15 protein-coding genes and 2 tRNA genes are annotated in these 22,061 nt (G+C 65.6%); 1 reads left to right on the plus strand and 16 read right to left on the minus strand.

Annotated elements, in window-relative coordinates; all coding sequences use genetic code 11:
* Positions 1-63: 63 nt before the first annotated feature.
* The 12 genes from gltB to BLU74_RS18735 all read right to left on the minus strand — a co-directional run bounded on the left by gltB (position 64) and on the right by BLU74_RS18735 (position 18,059).
* Positions 64-4,608: a glutamate synthase large subunit gene (gltB, locus tag BLU74_RS01775; RefSeq protein WP_089764487.1), complete on the minus strand. Its 4,545-nt coding sequence runs from the start codon at positions 4,606-4,608 to the stop codon at positions 64-66.
* 168 nt (positions 4,609-4,776) lie between these two features.
* Positions 4,777-6,543 carry a hybrid sensor histidine kinase/response regulator gene (locus tag BLU74_RS01780; RefSeq protein ID WP_139175578.1) on the minus strand — a complete coding sequence of 589 codons (1,767 nt, stop codon included), beginning with the start codon at positions 6,541-6,543 and terminating at the stop codon, positions 4,777-4,779.
* A 182-nt stretch (positions 6,544-6,725) separates the two neighbouring features.
* A tRNA-Gly gene (locus tag BLU74_RS01785) sits at positions 6,726-6,796 on the minus strand.
* A 94-nt stretch (positions 6,797-6,890) separates the two neighbouring features.
* Entirely contained in the window at positions 6,891-7,973 is a 1,083-nt protein-coding gene (locus BLU74_RS01790; RefSeq protein WP_089764492.1) for an NAD(P)/FAD-dependent oxidoreductase, read from the minus strand.
* A gap of 87 nt (positions 7,974-8,060) precedes the next feature.
* On the minus strand, positions 8,061-8,837 hold the full coding sequence (locus BLU74_RS01795; protein ID WP_089764494.1) for a class I SAM-dependent methyltransferase: 777 nt from the start codon (positions 8,835-8,837) through the stop codon (positions 8,061-8,063).
* A gap of 68 nt (positions 8,838-8,905) precedes the next feature.
* Positions 8,906-11,122 (minus strand): type II secretion system F family protein, encoded by a 2,217-nt coding sequence (locus tag BLU74_RS01800; protein ID WP_089764498.1) that lies wholly within the window; start codon positions 11,120-11,122, stop codon positions 8,906-8,908.
* Complete coding sequence (locus tag BLU74_RS01805) at positions 11,109-13,082, minus strand: type II/IV secretion system ATPase subunit (RefSeq protein ID WP_089764500.1); 1,974 nt, start codon at positions 13,080-13,082, stop codon at positions 11,109-11,111. Before BLU74_RS01805 ends, BLU74_RS01800 begins: the two co-directional genes overlap by 14 nt.
* Positions 13,083-13,139: 57 nt before the next feature.
* Positions 13,140-13,643, minus strand: a complete 504-nt coding sequence (locus BLU74_RS01810) for a DUF7549 family protein (protein ID WP_089764503.1) — start codon at positions 13,641-13,643, stop codon at positions 13,140-13,142.
* 87 nt (positions 13,644-13,730) lie between these two features.
* Positions 13,731-14,774 (minus strand): ornithine cyclodeaminase family protein, encoded by a 1,044-nt coding sequence (locus tag BLU74_RS01815; RefSeq protein WP_089764505.1) that lies wholly within the window; start codon positions 14,772-14,774, stop codon positions 13,731-13,733.
* A gap of 514 nt (positions 14,775-15,288) precedes the next feature.
* Positions 15,289-16,935 (minus strand): thermosome subunit beta, encoded by a 1,647-nt coding sequence (thsB, locus tag BLU74_RS01820; RefSeq protein WP_089765232.1) that lies wholly within the window; start codon positions 16,933-16,935, stop codon positions 15,289-15,291.
* A 238-nt stretch (positions 16,936-17,173) separates the two neighbouring features.
* On the minus strand, positions 17,174-17,773 hold the full coding sequence (locus BLU74_RS01825; protein ID WP_175454530.1) for a class I SAM-dependent methyltransferase: 600 nt from the start codon (positions 17,771-17,773) through the stop codon (positions 17,174-17,176).
* A 112-nt stretch (positions 17,774-17,885) separates the two neighbouring features.
* Positions 17,886-18,059 (minus strand): hypothetical protein, encoded by a 174-nt coding sequence (locus tag BLU74_RS18735; protein WP_175454531.1) that lies wholly within the window; start codon positions 18,057-18,059, stop codon positions 17,886-17,888.
* 245 nt (positions 18,060-18,304) lie between these two features.
* Here BLU74_RS18735 and BLU74_RS01830 point away from each other — a divergent pair, with 245 nt between their 5' ends.
* A complete protein-coding gene (locus BLU74_RS01830) occupies positions 18,305-18,760 on the plus strand; it encodes a pyridoxamine 5'-phosphate oxidase family protein (RefSeq protein ID WP_089764508.1) in 456 nt (151 codons plus the stop codon).
* A 92-nt stretch (positions 18,761-18,852) separates the two neighbouring features.
* Here the strand turns inward: BLU74_RS01830 and BLU74_RS01835 are convergent.
* The 4 genes from BLU74_RS01835 to citZ form a co-directional block, all read right to left on the minus strand.
* Positions 18,853-18,933: transfer RNA gene (locus BLU74_RS01835), tRNA-Ser, on the minus strand.
* A 27-nt stretch (positions 18,934-18,960) separates the two neighbouring features.
* Positions 18,961-19,164: a DUF7981 family protein gene (locus tag BLU74_RS01840; protein WP_089764510.1), complete on the minus strand. Its 204-nt coding sequence runs from the start codon at positions 19,162-19,164 to the stop codon at positions 18,961-18,963.
* Complete coding sequence (gene ilvA / locus BLU74_RS01845) at positions 19,161-20,372, minus strand: threonine ammonia-lyase (protein ID WP_089764512.1); 1,212 nt, start codon at positions 20,370-20,372, stop codon at positions 19,161-19,163. The genes BLU74_RS01840 and ilvA overlap by 4 nt, the downstream gene beginning before the upstream one ends.
* A gap of 515 nt (positions 20,373-20,887) precedes the next feature.
* The gene (gene citZ, locus BLU74_RS01850) at positions 20,888-22,027 is read right to left on the minus strand and encodes a citrate synthase (RefSeq protein ID WP_089764515.1); all 1,140 of its coding nucleotides are present in this window, start codon (positions 22,025-22,027) and stop codon (positions 20,888-20,890) included.
* Positions 22,028-22,061 lie beyond the last annotated feature (34 nt).

A 22,061-nucleotide genomic window follows, 5' to 3' on the forward strand; every position in this document is an offset into this window, starting at 1 on the left:
GGGGTTCGTCGATCAGGGGTTCGAAACCGGTGAGAGGACGAGGGGAGGGCGCTCGATCGGTCGTCAGTCGTCGCTGGTCTGTGCGGCGGTCGGACTGTCGTCACCGGCGACGGCGGTCGCCGCGGGCGGGAGTTCCTTCCGGACGTCGTCGCGAGCGCGCTCTTCGATGACTTCGGCGTAGGCGTCGGGCATCACCTTCACGAAGTCGTCGACGACCTCGCTCCAGTCGTCGAGCATCCACTGCGCACGGGTGCTGTCGGTGTAGCCCGCGTGGTTCTCGATCAGCCGACGGAGCATCTGGAGGTCCGAGTCGTCCAGTTCCGTCGAGAGCGAGACCATTCCGGTGTTGGTCTTCGATTCGAACTCGTCGTCGGGGTCGTAGACGTACGCGATGCCGCCTGACATCCCGGCCGCGAAGTTGCGGCCGGTGTCACCGAGCACCGCGACGACGCCACCGGTCATATACTCGCACCCGTGGTCGCCGACGCCCTCGACGACTGCCTTCACGCCGGAGTTGCGGACGGCGAAGCGTTCGCCAGCGACGCCGTTGACGTAGAGTTCGCCCTGGGTCGCACCGTAGAGGGCGACGTTGCCGATGAGGACGTTCTCGTCGGCCTCGTAGGCCGCGTTCTCCGGGGTTTCGACGACGATTCGGCCGCCGGAGAGCCCCTTCCCGAGGTAGTCGTTGGCCGCGCCCGTGAGATCCATCGTCACGCCGCTCGCGAGAAACGCACCGAACGACTGTCCGGCGATGCCGTCGAAGGTACAGTGGATCGTATCGTCCGGGAGCCCCTCGTTGCCGTGGGCCTTGGAGATCCGGTTCGAGAGCATCGCCCCGACCGCGCGGTCGACGTTCGAGATGTCCGAGTCGATCGCGACGGGCTCGCCCGACTCCAGCGCGGATTCGGCGCGCTCGATGAGTTCGTGATCGAGTTGCGCCTCGACACCGGCGTGAATCTGCTCTTCGGTCTTCCGCCGCGAGTCGCCGGCGGGTTCGGCGATGACGTCCGAGAGATCGAGGTGTCGCGCCTTTTCGTGGTCGGTCTCGCGCTGCGTGAGCAGCGACGGTCGGCCGATCATCTCATCGAGCGACGTGAAGCCGAGATCGGCCATAATCTCGCGCAGTTCCTGCGCGATGAACGTCATATAGTTGATGACGTGATCCGGCTGTCCGGGGAAGCGGTTCCGGAGGTTCTCACGCTGCGTGGCGACGCCGACGGGGCAGGTGTTCTCGTGGCACTGTCGAGCCATAACACAGCCCGAGGTGACGAGTGAGGCCGTCCCGAAGACGTACTCCTCGGCCCCGAGCAGTGCGCCGACGGCGACGTCGCGGCCGGTCTTCATCCCGCCGTCGACGGTGACGCGGATCCGAGACCTGAGGTCCGTCGCGCGCAGCATCTGGTTGGCCTCCGCGAGTCCGAGTTCCCACGGCAGGCCCGCGTTCTTGATCGACGTCTTCGGCGACGCCCCGGTCCCGCCGTCGTGGCCCGAGATGTGGACGACGTCGGCGTTAGCCTTCGCGACGCCGGCAGCGATCGTGCCGATGCCGGCCTCGGAGACCAGTTTCACGTTGATGTCGGCGTCGGGGTTCGCCGCCTTGAGATCGTGGATGAGCTGCTTGAGATCCTCGATCGAGTAAATGTCGTGCAGCGGCGGCGGCGAAATCAGGCCCACACCCGGCGTCGCGAAGCGGACGTGCGCGATCATCTCGTTGACCTTCTTGCCGGGGAGATGGCCGCCCTCGCCGGGCTTCGATCCCTGGGCCATCTTGATCTGGATCTCCTCGGCGTTGGTGAGGTACTCGGAGGTGACGCCGAAGCGGCCGGAGGCGACCTGCTTGACGTTGCACTCTTTCTCCGTGCCGAACCGCTCTGGCGGTTCGCCACCCTCGCCGGTGTTTGACTTCCCGCCGAGCCGGTTCATCGCGATGGAGTTGTTCTCGTGGGCCTCCGGTGAGAGGCTCCCGAGCGACATCGCCGCCGTGGAGAACCGTTCGACGATGTCCGCGACCGGTTCGACCTCCTCGACAGGGACGGACTCCCGATCGGAGTCGAACTCGAGCAGACCGCGGAGAGTCTGCAGCTCCTCGCTCTGGTCGTTGATGAGTTCGGCGAACTCCTGGTACTTCTCGTAGTCGCCCGACCGAACCGCCTGCTGGAGCGTACCGACCGTCTGGGGGTTCCACTGGTGGTGTATCCCGTCGGAGCGGTGCTCGTACTCTCCCTGTCGGTCGAGTTGGGGGTCGTCGCCGTAGGCGACGGTGTGACGGGTCAGGACGTCCTCCTCGATCACGTCGATGCCGATCCCTTCGGTCCGGATCTCCGTGCCCTCGAAGTACTCGGCGACGAAATCAGAGTCGAGGCCGACGGCCTCGAAGATCTGCGCACCCTGGTAGGACTCGACCGTCGAGATGCCCATCTTGGCCATCGTCTTCAGCAGGCCGTCCTCCAGCGCTTTCTTGTAGGCCGCGATGGCCTCACTCTCGTCTGCGCCGTCGGGGCCGGCGACGACGTCTGCGATCGTCTGGTAGGCCAGGTAGGGATTCACCGCGTCCGCGCCGTATCCGACGAGTGTGGCGAGGTGGTGTACCTCGCGGGGGTCACCCGATTCGAGTACGAGTCCGGCGTGGTTGCGGTAGCCGTTCCGGACGAGGCTGTGGTGGACCGCGCCCGTCACCAGAAGGCTCGGAATGGCGACCCGGTCGGGACCGGCGTTGCGGTCCGACAGCACGATGACGTTCGCGCCGTCTTCGATGGCGGCCGCGGCGTCGTCACGGACCCGTTCGACCGCGGCTTCGAGATCGGTCCCGCGCTCGTAGGAGATGTCGACGATCGTCGACTTCATCTGATCGCTGTCTCGGTCGCCCAGCGATTTGATGCCAGCCGTCTGTGCGTCCGTCAGAACGGGTGAGTCGAGGACGAGCTGTCGAGCGTGTTCGGGTGACTCATCGAGGAGGTTCTGCTGCGCCCCGAGCCGTGATTCGAGCGACGTGACCAACTCCTCGCGGATGTAGTCCAGCGGCGGGTTGGTGACCTGCGCGAACAGTTGCTTGAAGTACGTGAACAGGGGTCGGTTGAAGTCCGACAGTACCGACAGCGGCGTGTCGTCACCCATCGAGCCGACGGGGTCTTTCCCGTCTTCGGCCATCGGTTCGATCAGGTGGCTCAGTTGGTCGTGAGTGTACCCGAACGCGGCCTGCGCCGCGCGGAGGTGTTCGATCTCGTCGCGGGGCGCGTACTCGTCGCTATCGGCCAGTTCGTCGAGTTGGCGCTGTTCCGTCTCGACCCACTCGCCGTACTTCTCGTCGGTCAGCGACTCGAAGACTTCCTCGTCGGGAATGACCCGGCCCTCGTCGGGGTCGGCGACGAATAGTTGGCCGGGCTGGAGTCGTCCGCGGGTCTCGATCTCACTCGGGTCCGTGTCCAGCGCGCCTACCTCGCTGGCCATCACGAGCGTGTTGTCCGTGGTCACGTCGTAGCGGCAGGGCCGCAGCCCGTTTCGGTCCAGGACGGCCGCGACGCGGTCACCGTCGGTGGCGGCGACGAGTGCGGGGCCGTCCCACGGTTCGAGCAGCGAGGCGTGGTAGTCGTACCAGTCGCGGCGGTCCTCGTCCATCCGGTCGTCGCCGCGGTAGGCCTCGGGGATCAGCATCCGGAGGACGTGCGGCAGGTCGCGACCGCCCTGCAGGAGCAGTTCGACGGCGTTGTCGACGGAGGCGGTGTCGGACTGGTCGGGGTCGTTGATCACCGGCTTCAGCGTCTCGAGGTCCTCGCCGAAGTCGGGGTGTTCGAGATCCGTCTCCCGGCTCCGCATCCAGTTGATGTTGCCCTGGATAGTGTTGATCTCGCCGTTGTGGATGATGTGTCGGTACGGGTGGGCGAGGTGCCACGCGCCGAGGGTGTTCGTCGAGAATCGCGCGTGGACGAGCGTGAGGGTCGTCTCGAGCCGTTCGTCGGCGAGATCGAGGTAGTACTCGGCGAGCTGATCGCCTTTCAGGAGACCCTTGTAGACGAGCGTCTTCCGCGAGAGCGAGCAGATGTAGAACCGTGCCGCCCCCGCCGAGTCGAGTTCCTCGACTTCGTTCTCGACCGCGCGGCGCGCGACGTACAGCGCTCTGTCGAACTCGTCGTCGGAGAGATCGCCGTTCGGGACGACAAACGCCTGCCAGACGTCGGGTTCGGATTCGAGCGCGGTGGCGCCCAGATCGGAGTTGTCGGTCGGGACGTCGCGCCAGTGGCGGACGTTCAGCCCGTGCTCCGAGAGGATGCGCTCGAAGATAGCGATGAGTCCCTCGCGGGCGGCGTCGTCCTGCGGCATAAAGATCGAGCCGACGGCGTACTGGTCGGGAAGCTCGGTATCGACGACAGCATCGAAGAACTCGTCGGGGCGTTGTACCATAATTCCGGCCCCGTCGCCGGTGTTCTGTTCGGCACCGGTGGTACCGCGGTGTTCGAGGTTCTCTAAGAGTTCTAGGCCGTCCGCGACGGTCTCGTGCGATCGGCCACCGTCGAGATCGATGACGGCGCCAACGCCGCAGTTCGACCGCTCGTCCGTCGGGTCCGCGAGCCCGACGGACTCGCCAGTCGTGTGTTTGTGTGGCTTGGTCATAGGCTCTCTAGTGACTGCCCCGTAAAGCATCTTCTCCTGTAAGCATAAGGGTTCACTAACCACATATAAGGTTATATGGGCCATATATATTCTGCTGGCGTCGGAACGACAGTTGACGAATCGTCGGTGGCGCTCGGGGGCCGTCCAGGACAGCCGTGTGCGGCCCCGCTACGGTGAGGACGCCGCCGACGGGGCCTCGACGACGCCAGTGAACTCGAAGCGCGCACCGCCGTCCGTGCTGTCGGTGATACAGACGTCCCACCCGTGCGCGTCAGCGATCTCCCGCACGACCGCGAGCCCGATCCCGGTCCCGTCCTCGCTCGTCGAGTATCCGCGATCGAACACCCGGTCTCGGTTCGTCTCGGCCACGCCCGGTCCGTCGTCGGCGATGGCGAAGCCGTCCGACAGCGCGACGACCCGAACGGTCGTCCCGCCGTGTTCGATCGCGTTCGAGAGGAGGTTCTCGAGGAGCTGACGGAACCGATCGGCGTCGGCCTCGATCGACCCCAGACCGTCGTCGATTTCGAGCACCATCGATCGTTCCGCGCCGCCGACGATCTCCCACGCGTCGTCGATAGCCGCTTCGAGTTCGATCTGTTCGAGGCTGCCGATTTCGCGCCCCTCGCGAGCCAGCCAGAGGACGTCGCCGACGATCCGCTCCATCCGTTCGAGACTCCGCTCGATCCGATCGAGGTGCTCGGGGGTGTCGCTTTCGCGCGCGAGTTCGACGTAGCCCTGCGCCGTCGCGAGGGGAGTCTTGAGATCGTGACTGACGGTGCTCGCGAACGCTTCGAGGCGTTCGTTCTGTCGCTTGATCTCACGCTTCTGCGCCTTGTGTTCGCTGACGTCCCGGGTGATCACGAGGAACCGATCGCGGCCCTGGAGGTCGAGCCGGCGGACGTGGACCTCGGCGGGGAACGTCGAACCGTCGAGTCTCCGAAAGGTGGTGTCGACGTGGAACATCTCAGTGATATCGGTCCCGGAGAGGAGGTCCATCAGTCCGTCCCGATCGAGGTTCACGTCGATCTCCCAGACGTTCTTGCCGACGAGTTCGTCCTCGGTCGCGCCCATCGATTCGCAGAACCGCTGGTTCACCTCGAGAATCGTCCCCTCGGCGTCGTGGATGTTGATCATATCCGGGGACTGCTCGAAGAGTACCTCCAGCCGAGCGGTTTTACGTTCGAGTTGCCGCTCGCGCTCTTTGCGATCGGTGACGTCGCGGATGGTGCACACGATGTCTCCCTGCTCGGTCTTCGACAGCGTGTGTGCCTCGGTAAAGGTGCTTCCGTCGGCTCGGAGTCCGATGGTCTCACCCTGCCAGGATCCCTCCTCGTACACCGTCGGGAGCACCTCTGATTCGATCCAGTCGATGTCCCCGTTGCGGTAGAGCAGCGACCAGTGTTCGCCCTCCAGCTCGGCCGGGTCGTAACCGTAGATGTCGGCGTACGCCTCGTTCACGTAGACGAACCGTTCGTCCTCGCTGAGGATACTGATGCCCTCCCTGGCGGTCTCGATGGCGTTGAGGTGCCGTTGCTGCTCTCGCTTGGCGCGGGTCCGTTCGACGTTGTTCCGGATCCGGTTCGCCAGCAGTTCGTACTGCTCGGTCCCCGGATTCTTCTGGAGGTAATCAGAGACCCCGGCGGAGATCGCTTCGCTCGCGACCTCCTCGGACCCTTTTCCGGTGAACAGGATGAACGGCAGTTCCGCGTCGCGTTCGCGGACCTGCTTGAGAAATTCGATCCCGTCTATGACCGGCATATCGTAGTCGCTGACGACGCAATCGATGTCGATCTCCGAGAGGCGGTCGAGTCCCTCCTCGGCCGACGTCGCGGTCTCGACCTGAAACCGCGAGTCGATCCGTTCGAGGAAATCCGCGGTCAGGTCGCCGATGCTCGGGTCGTCATCGACGTGGAGCACGCGGATGGGATGGCTCATCGAGTACCCCGACTGATCGAGCAATTATAACAGTTGGGTCTCGAAAGATGTGAACTGAGCTATATATCGACGATGGTCAGGCTGGCTGGGTCGGCCGCTCGGCAGAAAGTGCGCCGGCCGGGAGTCCCGCGAGCGAACACCGTGGGCGAGGGGGACGTCGGCCGGGAGCCGATCGGAGGGAGTGCGCCGGCCGGGATTTGAACCCGGGCCATGAGCTTGGAAGGCTCAGGTCCTACCACTAGACCACCGGCGCTCACGTGTGGGCAGGCCTCACGGCGCGACCCGACACGCGTTCATTTCCGGTCCCCGGATAAGGGTGTTACTCTTTGGGACCGACGTCGGGCGGACTAGTCGTCGTCAGCCAGTTCGGGTTCGGGCGACTCGATCGGTGGCGCGCGCGCCTCCGGGAACGCCTCGGCGGCCCCACGGATCTGGCTGCTGATGTCCGGCGTCGCTGCCGGATCGACCGGTCCGTTCTCGCGGATGTCCTCAAGGTCACGGGGGAACTCCCGCAGGCCGTAGTGGATGTCGATGCCGGCCTGGGCCCCCTTGCCCATCGCGACCGGGATCTGGTTGTGACCGGCCGTGATGTCACCGACGGCGTAGACCCCGTCGACCGTCGTCTCCATACTCTCGTCGACGGCGACCGTGCCGTCGTCGGTCAGTTCACAGCCCAGCTGTTCTGGGAGCGCGGTGTTGTAGTTCGACCCGTACATCGGGAAGCCGCCGCGGTACTCCCGGACGGAGCCGTCGTCGAACTCGTACGCTTCGAGCCACCCGTCGTCGCTCTTGCGCATCCCGGTGATCTCCGCCTCGACGATGTCGATGGGGTGAGCGCGCAGTTGCTCGTCGGTCTCCGCGCTCCACTCGGGCGTCTCCCCGCGGAGCAGAACGTCCACGTCGTCGGTGAAGTTGAGCATAATCATCGCGACGTGGGCGGCCGCCTCCCCGGTCCCCATCACGTAGACCGGGCGGTCGATGAACATATACGCGTCACAGTGGAGGCAGTAGTGGAGGCCTTTGCCGGTCCGCGGGACCGGCGGATCCGGTCGTTCGTCGTTGAAGCCGACGCCGAGGACCACCCGGTCGGCGAGGAACTCGGCGTCGTTCCCGTGCAGGCGGAAGCGCCCGTCCTCGGTCCGCTCAGCCTCGACGATGAAGTCACGGACTACGTCGCCGCCGTAGGACTGCACCTGTTCTTGAGCGGTCTGCAGGAATTCGTTCCCCGACGTCTCCTCGGGCACGCCGATGACGTTGTGCGTATCGAGCATCATCGCCGCTCGGCCGCCACCGCGGTCGACGACCGCCGTGTCGTGGCCCAGTCGCGTCGTGTACAGCGCCGCCTGCAGTCCCGCAGGACCGCCGCCGACGACGACGACTTCGTAGTCGCGCACCGCCTGCGTCTCGCTGTCGGCCTCGTTGTCGTTCATTCACTCCCAGATAGGGGTTGCGGCGACTTAAACGCAGAGTTCGCGTGCGTCCCGATCGACCAGCCGTGGCCCGGCCGGTCCGATCGGCTACGCGGCGTCGGTCCCAGCGTCGGCCTCGACGACTGCGTAGCAGTTCCCGCTCGACACGGTGCGTTCGACCGTCCGGAGGTCGCTCGCGTCGAGATCGGCGGCGAACTCCGGGGGGTCGTAGATGTGGTAGTACCGCGGCACCGATTCCCCACCGGGGAGCGTCCAGGCGACGGTCGTATCGAAGCCGGCGTCGGCCTCGAAGCGGTCGTGAGCGGTCGACCAGACGCCCACGAGCGCCCGGCCACCGGGTGCCAGCACCCGCGCGAGTTCCGACAGGCTCGCGATCCGGCGGTCTCGCGAGCGAAGGTGGTGCAGCGTCGCCACGTAGACCGCGACGTCGACTCGGTCGTCGGCCAGTGGCACCGACCCGGCGTCCCCTCGGAGGAGCGCCAGTGAATCGGCGAAGCCCCGGTCGAGCGCACGCTCGCTCGCGGTCGCTAGGAGCCCCGCGCTGACGTCGATGCCGACGACACGCCCCGTGACGTCGGCCAACACTTCCGCGTGCCGACCGTTCCCACAGCCGAGATCGAGCCCGAGGGCCGCCCGGTCGGTGCGTTCGTCGGTCTCCGCGGCCGCGTCGAGCGCCGGGATGGCGCTGCCGTCGAGCGCGTGCAGGGCGTCGTCGTCGAGTCGGTCCGCTGCGTCGCGGCCGAGGAACGCCGCCACCTCCGGCCAGGGGTACTCCCGCGTCGACGCGAAGTGCTCAGCGATCCGGTCGTACGTCGCAGCGATCGGCGCGGGTCCGGGGACGTCCCCGTCGCCGTCGTCGTTCATACGCGAGGGTGTCGCCGGCGGTACAAAGCCGCGACGGTCACCGGTCGCGCCGCCGTGTCGGGCCCCGCTTACAACAGCGCGAAGACGAGATACGTGATCGTCAGCAGCACGGTCGCGTGTTTGACCCCGTCGATCACGTTCCCCTCGCCCAGTTGTCCAGCGACGAGCCCCGAACAGACGCCCTGGATCGAGGAGACGTGGAAGAACAGCAGTTTGTACGCGTCGGTTTGGACGGTCTGGAGGCCGCCCAGGACGCCCGTGTTGACGCCGCCGACTTCGCCGGCCGTGCCGCTGGCCGACTGACCCGCCGCCTCGACTGCCGGGATGAACGAGATCGTCAGCGCACCGACGATCCCCAGGAAGACGAAGAAGGAGACGTAGATGACGATGAGGTACGTCAGCATCTCCTGTCGGCGCTCTCTACGGAGCCGTCGGATCTCCTGGGCTTCGTCCGCCGCGATGTGGAGCACCGGGCTGATGTCGCCGCTGGCGGACATCGCGTTTCGAATGAGCGTGACCGCCCGTGAGACTGCCGGTGCGCGGGCCCGCCGCTCCAGCCCCACGAGCGCGTCACCGACACGAGAGCCCCAGCGGATGTCGCGCCACACGCGGGAGATCTCGTCGCCCAGCCGACCGAGTTCGGCGTCCGCGAGCCGGCCGAAACAACCCACGATCGTGACGCCCGCCTCGTTGATGCTCGCCATCCGATCGAGGAAGTCGGGAGTGTCGGCCTCGATGGCGCGGACGCGCCGCTTGTTCACTTCGTGCGCCACCGCGATTCCCGCCAACAGTACGATCGTCGCCTGCACGATCGGCCCGTCGATCGCCTCGACGAGCAGTAACAGCGCTGTCGTCGCCGGCACCGACCCCGAAGTCAGCGCGGCGATCGCCTCGCGGGTCGGTCCGCCGATCGACAGCACGATGATGAGCAGTCCGATCGGGAACGTCACGACGAGCGAGTACGCCGGCTGTCTTAGCACTGTCCCGATGGGATCCGAGAGACGCTGTCTGACCGTTCCGACCCGGTCGTAGACTGCGAGCCGTTCCCAGTTCGTCGCAGCCGTCACCGAGGCGGACGATCGGACCGTGGCCGATCCCTCTTGGGCGGTGTCGACGCCGCCGTCGCTGCGTTGTGGCGGTTCGTCACCGGCCGTCGTCGTGGGGTCGCCTTGGCGACCAACGTCTAACTTCGGTGCGGATCGGCCGTCAGTGCTGCCGCGGGTATCGATCGTGATGCTCTCGGTGATGCTGTCGACGTAGACGACGAACCCGAACGTCAACAGTGGAATCGCGAGGTAGCTCACGATCCGGAGGAGCGTGAGCGTATCCTGAATGACCAGTCCGATCACCACGAGGACTGTGATGAAAAACAGGGGGCCGGCGACGAGGACGGTGACGTACACCTCTGCAAACGTCGAGAGCAGTTCGAGGTACTGTCGCTGTTGGGCCTCGGCCTCCTCTTGGAACCGCTCGTACTGGTCGTGGAGGAAGTCGGAGATGCTCTGTCCCGAGGAGAGCACGCTCGCGAGGTTGCCGGCGAATTCCTCTAAGTTCTCGCTCGGCGTTCGCTCGGCAGTGTCCTGCAGCGCCGTCAAGATGTCCGTGCCGAACGCGTCGATGTCGCGGACCGTGACGCTGAGTTCTCGCGCGGCCTCGCCGTAGACGTCTTGGTTCCGCGCGAGGGTCCGAAGCACACCCTGAAAGGGCATTCCCGAACGCGAGAGCGCGTAGACGAACGCGACCGTCCCCGGCAGCGACGCGTCGATCTCGATCCTACGGGCCCGAGCGCGCTGATCGAGGTACTGCCACCGCCCCCAGTACGCCCCGAGCGAGAGCGCCGAACCGACGGTTGCCCCCGCGACGAGGAGCAGCGCGAACAGTTGCAACAGCGAGAGGTTCGGCACTTGAACGATGGCCGCGAGGAAGCCCAGGGTATCCGGTAATGCCGTCCGGATGGCCTCCTGTTCGATCGAGAGTGAGCGGAGGATGACCGCCCCGAGATAGACGCCGTAGACGCTGCCCGCGATGCCCGCCACCGCAGCGATGAAGAGCGTCTGTGAGGCGAAGACGCGGTGACTCTCGCCGACGAACGCGGCCCGCATTCGCTCGATCTGGTGGCGGCGGCGCGGGTTCGACTGCGTCACGTATCGGCCGAAGATCGGGAGCGATAGCCGCGTGACGAGCAGCCGCGCGCTTCGGTTTACGGGGACGAGCGCGACCGGCAGCGCCAGGAGTGTCACCACCACCAACGGCGCGTATCCGACGAGGAACTCAGTCGTCACCATCGGCCTCGAGCCCCCCGATTCCGACGTCCCCGTCGGGGTCGACCGTGGCGTCGTCGACGCCCGTCGCGTTCTCCTCAGCACGTTCGAGTCGCTCCATCACCCGCTCGGGGTCGACGTAGTACTCGTTGACGAGCGCGGTGAACTCCCGGTAGCCGGTCGTGCCGAGATCGACGAGCAATCTGAGGAAGCGCTTCCGACGGTTCATCTCCCGCTTCCGCTCCGTCCGGTTCCATCCCCGGTCCGACTGGATCTCCTCGATGAGGTTCGAGTCCGACTCCACGAACGAGTCGTTGTCGGCATCCCAGGTAAACGCGCGCGAGTAGTCGAGTTCGCCGGTCCGCTGGTCGATCTCGCCGATCTCGCCGATCGCTTTCGACCGCCGGACCCGCTCGCCGTCGACCCGCGTGAGCGTCTGGACGCAGAGCAGATCCAGCGACTGCACCATCGCCCGCGGGACGTTGATCGGCTCGTTCTCCAGGCGGTTGATGACCGTCTCGATGCTGTCGGCGTGCATCGTCGAGAACGTGGTGTGACCGGTGTTCATCGCCTGGAACAGCGTCACGGCCTCGTCACCGCGAACCTCGCCCACGATGATGAACTCCGGGCGGTGCCGCAGGGCCGAGCGCAGCAAGTCGTACATATCGATGTCCGAGCCCTCGTGGAGGCGCTCTCTGGTGACCGAGGCGAGCCAGTTGTCGTGATACAGCGACAGTTCTCGAGTGTCCTCGATTGTCAGTACCTTCGCGCGCGGCGGGATGAACATCGAGACGGCGTTCATCGACGTCGTCTTCCCCGAGGCCGTGCCGCCGGCGAAGATCAGACTCTTGTTGTGTTCGATACAGAGCCAGAGGTACGCCATCTGTTCGACCGAGAACGTCCCCGTGTCGATCAGGTCGATCGGCGTGAACGGTTCGTCGGCGTACTTCCGGATGGTGAAGGCGGACCCCCGGGGCGTGACTTCCTCGCCGAGGGCGAGTTCGACGCGCGAGCCGTCCGGGAGCGTCGTGCCCACGACGGGGTCGCCGACGCTGATGTGTCGCCCCGACTCCTGTGCGAGTCGGATCACGAAGTCGTCGAGCGCCTCGGCATCGAAGGCGACGTTCGTCTCGATGTCGGTGTAGTCGTCGTGATAGACGAAGATCGGGAGGTCATAGCCGTCGCAGGAGATGTCCTCGATGTGCGGATCGTTCATCAGCGGGTCGATCCGGCCGAACCCCCGGAAGTCCCGCGAGAGGTAGTACAGCAGCGTGTGGAAGGTCCGCATCGAGACGTCGACGCCGTACTGTTCGAGGAGGGTCTGCAGTTCGGTTCGGAGCGTCTCCTCGGCGGTCGGTTCCTCGTCCGTCCGATAGAGCAGCGGATCGCGGATGTCGACGCGGGCCCGCGACAGCAACTCGGCTTCGATGTCGTCGAGGTCGGGTTCGACGGCGTAGTAGTAGTGCTCGCTCGCCTCGTCGTCGTAGGTGATGACGACGTACGCGTACGGCGCGTTCACCCAGTATCGGTCGATGATGGTCTCGCCGTCGGGCAGGTCGAACGACGCGAAGCGTCCGTCGTCGGGGCGGTAGGGCCGGACCTCGATCGACGAGCCGCGAAGGACCTCGAAGAGTCGGTCGATCCGCCGCTGGAGGTCGTCGGTCGTCGCTTCGAGTCGGCCGAGGAGCGATCCGTCCGCAGGGTTCTCAGCCGCCGTCGACGGTGGCGAACGGCCGTCGGAGGGCTGATCCGCCGATGACGCCGTCGTGTCGTCTGATGGCGACGTCGTTTCGTTTGATGGCGATGTCGTCTCGTCTGATGACGGCGTCGCCTCGTCCCCTGCTGGCGGTGTTGCCGCCCCCGCTGCTAGCGATGAGCCGTCAGTGGGACCGGATTCCGGTGACGGTGCCGATGACTCTCCGGTAGCATCGTCTTCCCCGTCCGTAGCCGGCCCCCCTCCGGCGTCTGACTCGCGTTCGTCCATAGTGGACGCGTTGCGTACGCTTTCACTCGCAGTGACTTATACTGTCGGCTACCACTATCACTCCTGATCGACAGTCAGCAGCAGGCCGCCGAAGATCAAGAGGAAGACGACGCCGACCGGCACCGGCACGCCGGGGAACCCCCGGGTGAACAGGAGGGACGTCGCCACGGCGAGCACGACGCCCGAAAGCCCAAGGATGCCGCCGAGCACCCGAACCGGGTCTGCCGGACCGGCCTCCAGTCGCTCCTCGTCCCGGTAGTACAGCGTCGCGACGACGACACCGACCGCCAGGACTGCGGCCCCGACTGCCCAGGCCTGATACGCCACCTGGATCGTCTGTCCCTGCTGGAATGCGATGGCCGAGAGGGGATCGGTGAGCGCGATCCGACGCGCCGGCGTCGCTCCGAACGCGTAGCGGACCTGAAAGAAGGGAAAGCGCACGAACAGCACCGAACCGCCGGAGATCCCGCTGGAGTACGTGACGTTCCACGGAATGAGCGCGGCCAACCACGTCACCACGACGGCCAGTTCGCCCGCGTACTCCGACCGGACCCACACCATATCCCGAACCCCGTCGCCGGGTCGGTAAAAGCTACCGGAGCAGGCGGTCCCCGGCCGAGTGAAAATCGGCCCGTCGTCCGACGGATATCAGTCTGCGAGCCCCAGCAGGTCGAAGGCGTAGCCGTTGCCGTTCGCCGTCGCGTGTTCGTAGGCGACGTGAGCGGCGGCGACGTCCTGAATCGCTAACCCGGTCGAGTCGAAGACAGTGATGCCGTCCCCGTCGGTCCGTCCCGATTTCTCCCCCGTGACGATCTCCCCGAGCGCGCCGTAGAGATCGCCGTCGTCGAGGACGCCCTCGCTCCAGGGGACGTTGATCTCGCCGGAGTGCGTCGTCTGTTCGTAGTCGTCGATCACAAGTGTCGCGTCGAGTAGGATCTCGTCGGCGAGTTCGTGCTTCCCGGCGGCGTCGGCTCCCATCGCGTTGATGTGTGTGCGGTCGCCGACGGCGTCGCGCGGGACGATCGGCGACTCGACGGGGGTGACCGTCGAGAGCACGTCGCAGTGAGCGGCCTCGGCGATCGTGCCCCCGCGGACGTCGAAGTCGTCTTCGAACGCCGCGATGAAGGCTGCGACGCGCTCCTCGTCGAGATCGGAGACGACGACGGTCTCGATGTCACGGACCTCGCTGATGGCGCGGAGTTGCATATACGACTGCGCTCCCGCGCCGACGATGCCGAGCGATGAGGCGTCCGGAACCGAGAGGTGCTTGGTCGCGACGGCCGCGGCCGCGCCGGTCCGGAGCATCGTCAGCGTCCGGCCGTCGAGGATCGCCAGCGGAACCGCCGTCTCGGGGTCGGTGTAGATCATCGTCCCCATCACCGTCGGGAGGTCGTACTGGTCGGGGTTGTCGGGGTGTGCGTTCACCCACTTCACACCAGCGGCGTCCCACCCGCCATCAGCGCCAGCGCGCTCTGCGCCCCCCTGGCTCGCGGCGTCGTCACCGCGAACGTCGAGGTACGCCGGCATCGACCGGAAATCGCCGTTGTACTGGGGGAGATCGATGTAGGACTTCGGCGGCATCTGCGCGTCGCCGCGTTCGTACGCCACGAACGCGTCCGCGACAGCAGGCACGAGCTCTGCCATCGTCACGTTCTCGCGGACGTCCTCGTCGTTCAGTAGGAGCGTCTCCATACCGAGTAGTCACACATCATCCACCTAATAAGCACCGTTGTCGGATAACAATCCATATTTTTGCTCAAATCGGTAGATTTGTTTAACTCTTACCCGCACCCACCGGACTGTTCTGTGATGTCGGCGGATCGGTCGAGCGGCAACGGCTCGGTCGAGCGGCGACGGGGCCCGAGCAGTGATGCAGGGTCGGAACCGGTCGGTGGCCGAGACGAGCGGAACACATATCGCGCGACGGACGCGGGGAGGGCTGGTCGGTGTCGGAGCGGGGGACAGCGGTGGCTCGCGAGGGAAAAACGGGAATAAGAGAGTGCGTGACGAGGCCGATCAGCCGGCCGGGGGAGCGTATCCGGGGCCGGTCAGGCCGGGTGTCGGATCAGTCTGTGCCAGATAGAGAAGCACAGGGCCGAACGCTCACCCGAGACGCCTCGTCGAAGGCGGCGATTCGTTCGGAGCGATTCGTCGGGGTGGTCGGTCAGGCAGAGCCCGACGGGCTATGTGAGGCAGTTTCCGGCGTTCACATCGCGCCGCCCATACCGCCCATGCCGCCCATACCGCCCATACCGCCGCCACCGGGCGCGCCACCCTCGTCGCCGTCGCCGCTGGTGCTCAGTTCGTCGGCGGCGATGATGTCGTCAATCTTGAGGACCAGGTTCGCGGCCTCGGTGGCCGAGGAGAGCGCCTGCTCCTTGGCGTGTGCGGGCTCGACGACGCCGGCGTCGAAGGTGTTCTCTACCTTGCTCGTGAAGACGTTGAGCCCAGCGTGGGTCTCGTCGTCTTCGTGGGCTTCGCGGATCTCGACCAGCGTGTCGATGGAGTCGAGTCCAGCGTTCTCGGCGAGGACGCGCGGAACGAGTTCCAGCGCGTCGGCGAACGCTTCGACTGCGAGCTGCTCGCGGCCGCCGACGGAGCCGGCGTAGCTGCGGAGGCGACGCGCGACTTCGACTTCGATCGCTCCGCCGCCCGAAACGACGCGGCCGTCGGAGACGGTCGTCGAGACGACATCGAGCGCGTCCTGGACGCCGCGCTCGATCTCGTCGACGACGTGGTCGGTGGAGCCGCGCAGCAGCAGCGTCACGCCGTGCGATTCGTCGTCGAGGCCTTCGACGTAGAACAGTTCGTCGTCATCGTCGCGGCCAATCGAGGCGGTGCCGAGGTCCGCGGCAGTGACGGTGTCGAGGTCGGAGACGACGCCAGCGCCGACGACGTCGCGCAGGAAGGCCAGGTCGGACTTCTTCGTCCGTCGGACGGCCAGGATGCCCTCTTTGGCGAGGTAGTGCTGGGCCATATCGTCGATGCCCTTCTGACAGAAGACCACGTCGGCGCCACTGTCGACGATCTTCTGAACCTTCTCGCGGAGCTGTTTCTCCTCTTGATCGAGGAACTGCTGGAGCTGGTCCGGGGACTCGACGTTGACCTGCGTGTCGACGTCGGTCTCCTCGATCTCGATGGGTTCGTCGAGCAGCAGCACGTCGGCCGCGTCGAACGCGGTCGGCATATCGTCCTGCACGGGGTCCTTGTCGATGACCGCGCCCTCGAGGAGTTCGGACTCGCTGGTCGAGCGGCCCGTCTGCGTCTCGATGTTGACGTTTGCTAAGTCGACGACGTAGGAGCCGTCGTCGGCTTCGACCGTGACGGCCTCGACGGTGTCGACGACCAGTCGGGCCAGCAGCTCCTTGTTGAGCTCGGAGCTCTTGCCGGTCATCGAGGTTTCGGCGACCTTCTGGAGCACTTCGCTGTCACTGGGCTCGACGCTCTCGGCGACCTCGTTAACGGCCGAGCGGGCCTCCTGGCTCGCGAGGTGGAAGCCCTTGATGATCGCCGTCGGGTGGATGTCCTGCTCGAGGAGATCCTCGGCGTTCTTGAGCAGTTCACCCGCGATGGCGACAGCCGTCGTCGTGCCGTCGCCGGCCTCGTCTTCCTGCGTCTCGGCAACCTCGACGATCATCTCGGCCGTCGGGTTGTCGATGTCCATCTCCTGAAGGATGGTGACGCCGTCGTTCGTGATGGTGACGTCTCCCATCGAGTCGACGAGCATCTTGTCCATCCCTTTCGGGCCGAGTGTCGACCGTACGGCTTCGGAGACGGCTCGGGCCGCCTGAATGTTGTACTCTTGCGCGTCCTTGTCCTTGACACGCTGGGCGTCCTCGCCCATAATGATCATCGGCTGACCCTGTTGCATTCGCTGACTCATAGACATTGTTCGATTGTTTGTGATTCTATATAAATTCTTTGCTACGGGGCGGCCACCGTCTGTGAATTACGGGATCCGAGGAACGGGGGAATTGGTACGTACACCGCTCGATTCGCTTGTATCCGCGGCCTACACTATGACAATTTGTACCACGACATCGAGTCACAATCGGCGTCGCGATGTGGGATTTATATACGGTTCGGGTAGCTCATCGGCGTGCAGGATACGCCTGGGTGCCGCCGTGGCTGTTGCGTCCGACGAGTTCGACGGTCGCCGAGCGTTTTCCATCCACGAGTTCGCTCGATTCCTCGTAGTACAGCACAGTGAGATCCAGGCACGCGTGGAGGAGTTCGTTCGAGCAGAACCGGTATCGGTCGGTACTCGGACCGACCGCTGCCGGCGGATCCGAACGGAGGTGGTGCTGGTAGAACAACAGGCCGTCCGGCCGGAGTGCCCGTTTGATGTCGCTCAAGCGATCGAGCGTTCGGAAGAAACTGATCGTCACGACGTCGTATCGGTTCGCAGGATACCCGAACTGGGTCGCGTCCGCCTGTATCAGATTGAGTCGGTCTTCGACGTCCCGCGCTGTGGCGTTGGCCCTCGTGAGACGGAGGCCCTCGATCGACCGGTCCAGCGCGTCGACCTCGTAGCCCCGTTCGGCGAGGAAGACCGCGTTGCGTCCCGTGCCACAGGCGACGTCGAGCGCTCGGCCGGGAGACGTCTCCTCGAGGTAATCGCGCAGGACCGGCGAGGGGTCCGGATCGGACGGATACTCCCCGGAGCGGAACCGCTCGTCCCAGGTGCCCATACCGTCACGACAGCCCCCACCCTTGTCACTGTATCTTTCGGGGCCAACCGAACGGGACGATCGCGACCGGCGGCCTGCGGGGTCGCGGTCGTCGAAGAAGACGGATCCGAATTCACTCCTCGTCCGGGAGTTCCTCTGCGACGAACGGCTTGTCACCGGAGGGCTCGAACGGCGGCAGTTCCTCGTCGGCCTCGACCGCTTCGATCTCTTCCTCGTAAAGTTCCTCCTGAAGCTGGCTGCGCTTGTTGCGGCCTTTCCGCTCCCGACCGTTTTTCGTGTCAGGCATTGTCATCCGTGTGGATGCTTGCCACAGTTATGAACCTTGTGCCGACTGGGCGCTGAATCGGACCGAGCACAGTATCCGGCCGCCTGTGGCCGACCGCCGAGTCGTCTGCTGCGTCGCATCACTGACACTCGTGTTTTGTCGGGTGGTTCGGTCATTTTTATCGCTCTCGTGGACTTATCGTGTTACTTTCTCTGTGATTGGGAATCGAATCAAGGAATATACGGATACTCATTTGATTCGATTGTATGTCCACACCGCACGAAACGCTGCAGGGCAAGCAGCTGACGGAGACCGAGATCGACCAGTTCCTCGAGAGTCAAGGGTTCGGCGTGCTCTCGCTCGCAGCCGAAGGCGTCCCCTACGCCCTCCCGATGTCGTTCGGGTACGACGGCAGCGACCGGCTGTACTTCGTGTTCGTGGGATACTCCGAAGAGTGGAAGAAGGTGACGTACGCCGACTCGACGACCGTTGCGGGCTTTCTGACGTTCGACGTCGAATCTGCGGAGACCTGGCGGAGCGTGATCGCAGCGGGCCCATTCGAGCGTATCGACTACGAAGAGTGGGACGCCGCGCGGGAAGCGATGGCCGACAACGCGTTTCGCCCTGACCTCCTGGTCGGCGACGTCGACATCCAGGAGAACCCGCAGGTCTGGGTCCTCGACGCCGAGGAGAAATCGGGGCGGGCGATCGGGACGGAGTAGCGAGCGCTGCTGCGGGCGAGCGTCACGCCGGCCGCTACTCGGGGAACCGCCGCTCGGCGATGAAAGGCCTCGCAGGATGATGTGCAGAGAAACGCCGGGACAGGGATTTGAACCCTGGATCCCAGAGGGAACACGCTTTCCAGGCGTGCGCCTTACCACTCGGCCATCCCGGCTCGGTCGAAACTACCCTACTGATTCGTTTAAGTCCTTCCTTTCGACGCGAGACGGGGCTCGGCGAGGTACGACGCGACGGCGACGACCGCGCCGATCAGGACGGCGAGTCCGAAACTGGTGAACACGTCTACTCCGAGCGTCCCGACAGCCAGGCGATACCCCTGGACGAGGACCAGAAACGCCAGGGCACCGACGAGGCCCCACAGGATCGCCGATCGGCTTCGGCTCACGCCAGCACCTCCACGTCGTAGCCCGCGGCGCGCAGTGCCGCGAGCAGTTCGTCGATGTGGTCGTGCCCGCGGGTCTCGATGTCGATCTCGACGTCGGCCTCGTTCATCGCGACGTCCCGGGAGGTGCGGTCGTGCTGGATCGCGTAGATGTTGGCTCTCTGATCCGAGATGATCTCGACGAGGTCCTCGAGCGCCCCGGGTCGGTCACGGAGGACCGTCCGGATCTTGAGATACCGGCCGGTCTCGACGAGGCCGCGGACCAGGACCGTCGTGAGCTGATTCGTGTCGATGTTACCGCCGCAGAGCGCCGGGACGATCGTCTCGTCCTCGTCGTAGTCGAACCGCTCGAACAACAGCGCCGCCATCGGTACCGCGCCCGCCCCCTCGACGAGCGTCTTCGAGCGCTCCAGGAGGTACGTCAGCGCCACCGCGATCTCCTCGTCGGGAACGGTCACAACCTCGTCGACGCGCTCGCGGATCACCGCGAACGGCGTCTCACCGACCTTCCGGGTGGCGATCCCGTCGGCGATCGTATTCACCGAGTCGAGTTCCTGTATCTCGCCGGCGGTGAGCGACTGCGGCAGCGACGCCGCGCCCTCGGCCTGGACGCCGATCACACGGACGTCCGGGTTCCGCGCTTTCACCGCCGTCGCGATCCCGCTGATGAGCCCACCGCCCCCGACGGGGACCACGACCGTCTCGACGTCCGGGCAGTCCTCGACGATCTCGAGTCCGATGGTCCCTTGGCCGGCCATCACCCGCTCGTCGTCGAACGCGTGAACGTAGGTCCGTCCCTCCGCCCGTTCGATCTCGTGCGCCTTCGCCTGCGCGTCGTCGTAATCCGCCCCGTGCAGCACCGTCTGGCCGCCGTACCGCGCCGTGGCCTCGACCTTCGAGATCGGCGCGTGTTCGGGCATAACGATCTTCGAGTCCACGCCCGCCCGGGTGGCCGCGAGCGCGACGCCTTGAGCGTGGTTGCCCGCACTCGCCGTGACGACGCCCGCGTCGCGCTCCGCATCGGAGAGCGTTGCGATCCGGTTCGTCGCCCCGCGAAGTTTGAACGCGCCGGTCCGCTGGAACGTCTCGAGTTTCAGATGGACGTCCGCGTCGGTCATCTCCGAGAACGCATACGAGTACTCCAGCGGCGTGTGACGGACGACGTCGGCGATCCGATCGCGCGCCGCCTCGACGTCGGCGAGAGAGAGCATCTCACCTATCGATTCCCGCCACCGGATCTAATACTGTCGGATAGTCGTCGGCGGGAGCGGAGACGACCGCTCGATCGGGTCCCGTCGGCCCGTTCGCTGCGGCGATCGAAGCAACGGTTCAGGAAGTGACGTCACTCAGGGATGGAAAGGGAAAGGGGGGGAATGCACGCGTGTGACGTGCACTTGGGTATGTGCCCGGCAGGTACATAAACATCCCCCACGCGAGGTGAAAGTAAAATCGCTCGACAGCGCCGGGGGAGTCGACGCCGTCTGACGGTTGTCGGGCAGACGTCTGCCGTCTGTCAGCGCGAGCGCGATCGCTGTGGGTCTCAGTTCGGTCGTTCGCCCACGATCGCGGTCCCGGCTGGCAGACCAAACGCGAGCGAGACGGCTACGGGTCTGTCCGTGCCGAGCGCATCGTCGTTACAGGGCGAAAAAGACCGAAAACACGCGAGACGCGCGATCGGACTACCACCGGGGGCGGACCGACCCGCCGAACGCGGAGATCCCGACGGTTACCGCTGTTCGAGCGGCGGGAACTCCAGATCTTTGGGGCCGACGTAGCGGGCCCGAGGCCGGATCAGGCGGTTGTCCTCGTACTGTTCGAGGACGTGCGCGATCCACCCCGCAGCGCGGGACATCGCGAAGATCGGAGTGTAGATGTCGACGGGAATGCCCATCTGGTAGTAGGTCGACGCGGAGTAGAAGTCGACGTTCGGGGCCAGGCCCTTCTCCTCGGCGATGTACTCCTCGATCGCGACCGAGTAGTCGTACCACTTCGTTTCCCCTGCGGTCTCTGCGAGGGCCTTCGACTTCTCGCCGAGGATCTTCGCACGGGGGTCTTTGACGTTGTAGACGCGGTGACCGAAGCCGGGGACGCGTCGGCCCTCATCGAGGGCGGTCTCGACCCATGCCGTCGGGTCGAGGTCGCTCTCGTCGACCTCCTTCAGCATCCGCATCACGTTGGCGTTTGCACCGCCGTGGAGCGATCCCGCGAGTGTCCCGATCGCGGCGGTGACGGCGCTGTGGAGGTCCGAGAGGGTCGAGGCGGTCACCATCGCTGAGAACGTCGAGGCGTTGAGCCCGTGGTCGGCGTGGAGGACGAGTGCCATATCGAACGTTTCCGCCAGGACGTCGTCGGGTTCCTCGTCGTTCAGCATATAGAGGAAGTTGGCGGCGTGACTCAGATCCTCTCGGGGTTCGACCGGCTCTTTGCCCTGACGGAGGCGCTCGAACGCCGCGAGCGCCGTCGGCATCTTGGCAGTGATCCGGCAGGCCATCCGGAGGTTCGACTCGAGGTCGTCGACGTCCTCGTGGTCGGCGTCCTCGTCGTACGCCGACAGCGAGGAGACGATGGTCCGGAGGGCTGCCATCGGCACCTCGTCGGCGTCGGCGAGCTTCCGGACCTGAGCGAGGACCTCGTCGTCGATGTCCCGGCGCTCGGCCATCCAGGATTCGAAGTCCGCAAGCTCCGCAGCGTCGGGGAGCTCGTCGTGCCACAGGAGGTAGACGACTTCCTCGTAAGACGCCTCGCGGGCCAGGTCCTCGATCGGGTAGCCGCGGTAGACCAGTTTCCCGGCGTCGCCGTCGATGTGGCTCAGCTCCGACTCGGCGACGAGGACGCCTTCCAACCCGCGTTTCAGGTCGTCTGACATACCTACCCGATTCCCGTCCACGTGAAAAAAGCGT

This window comes from Halobellus clavatus (assembly GCF_900107195.1).
Taxonomy (GTDB): Archaea; Halobacteriota; Halobacteria; order Halobacteriales; family Haloferacaceae; genus Haloquadratum; species Haloquadratum clavatum.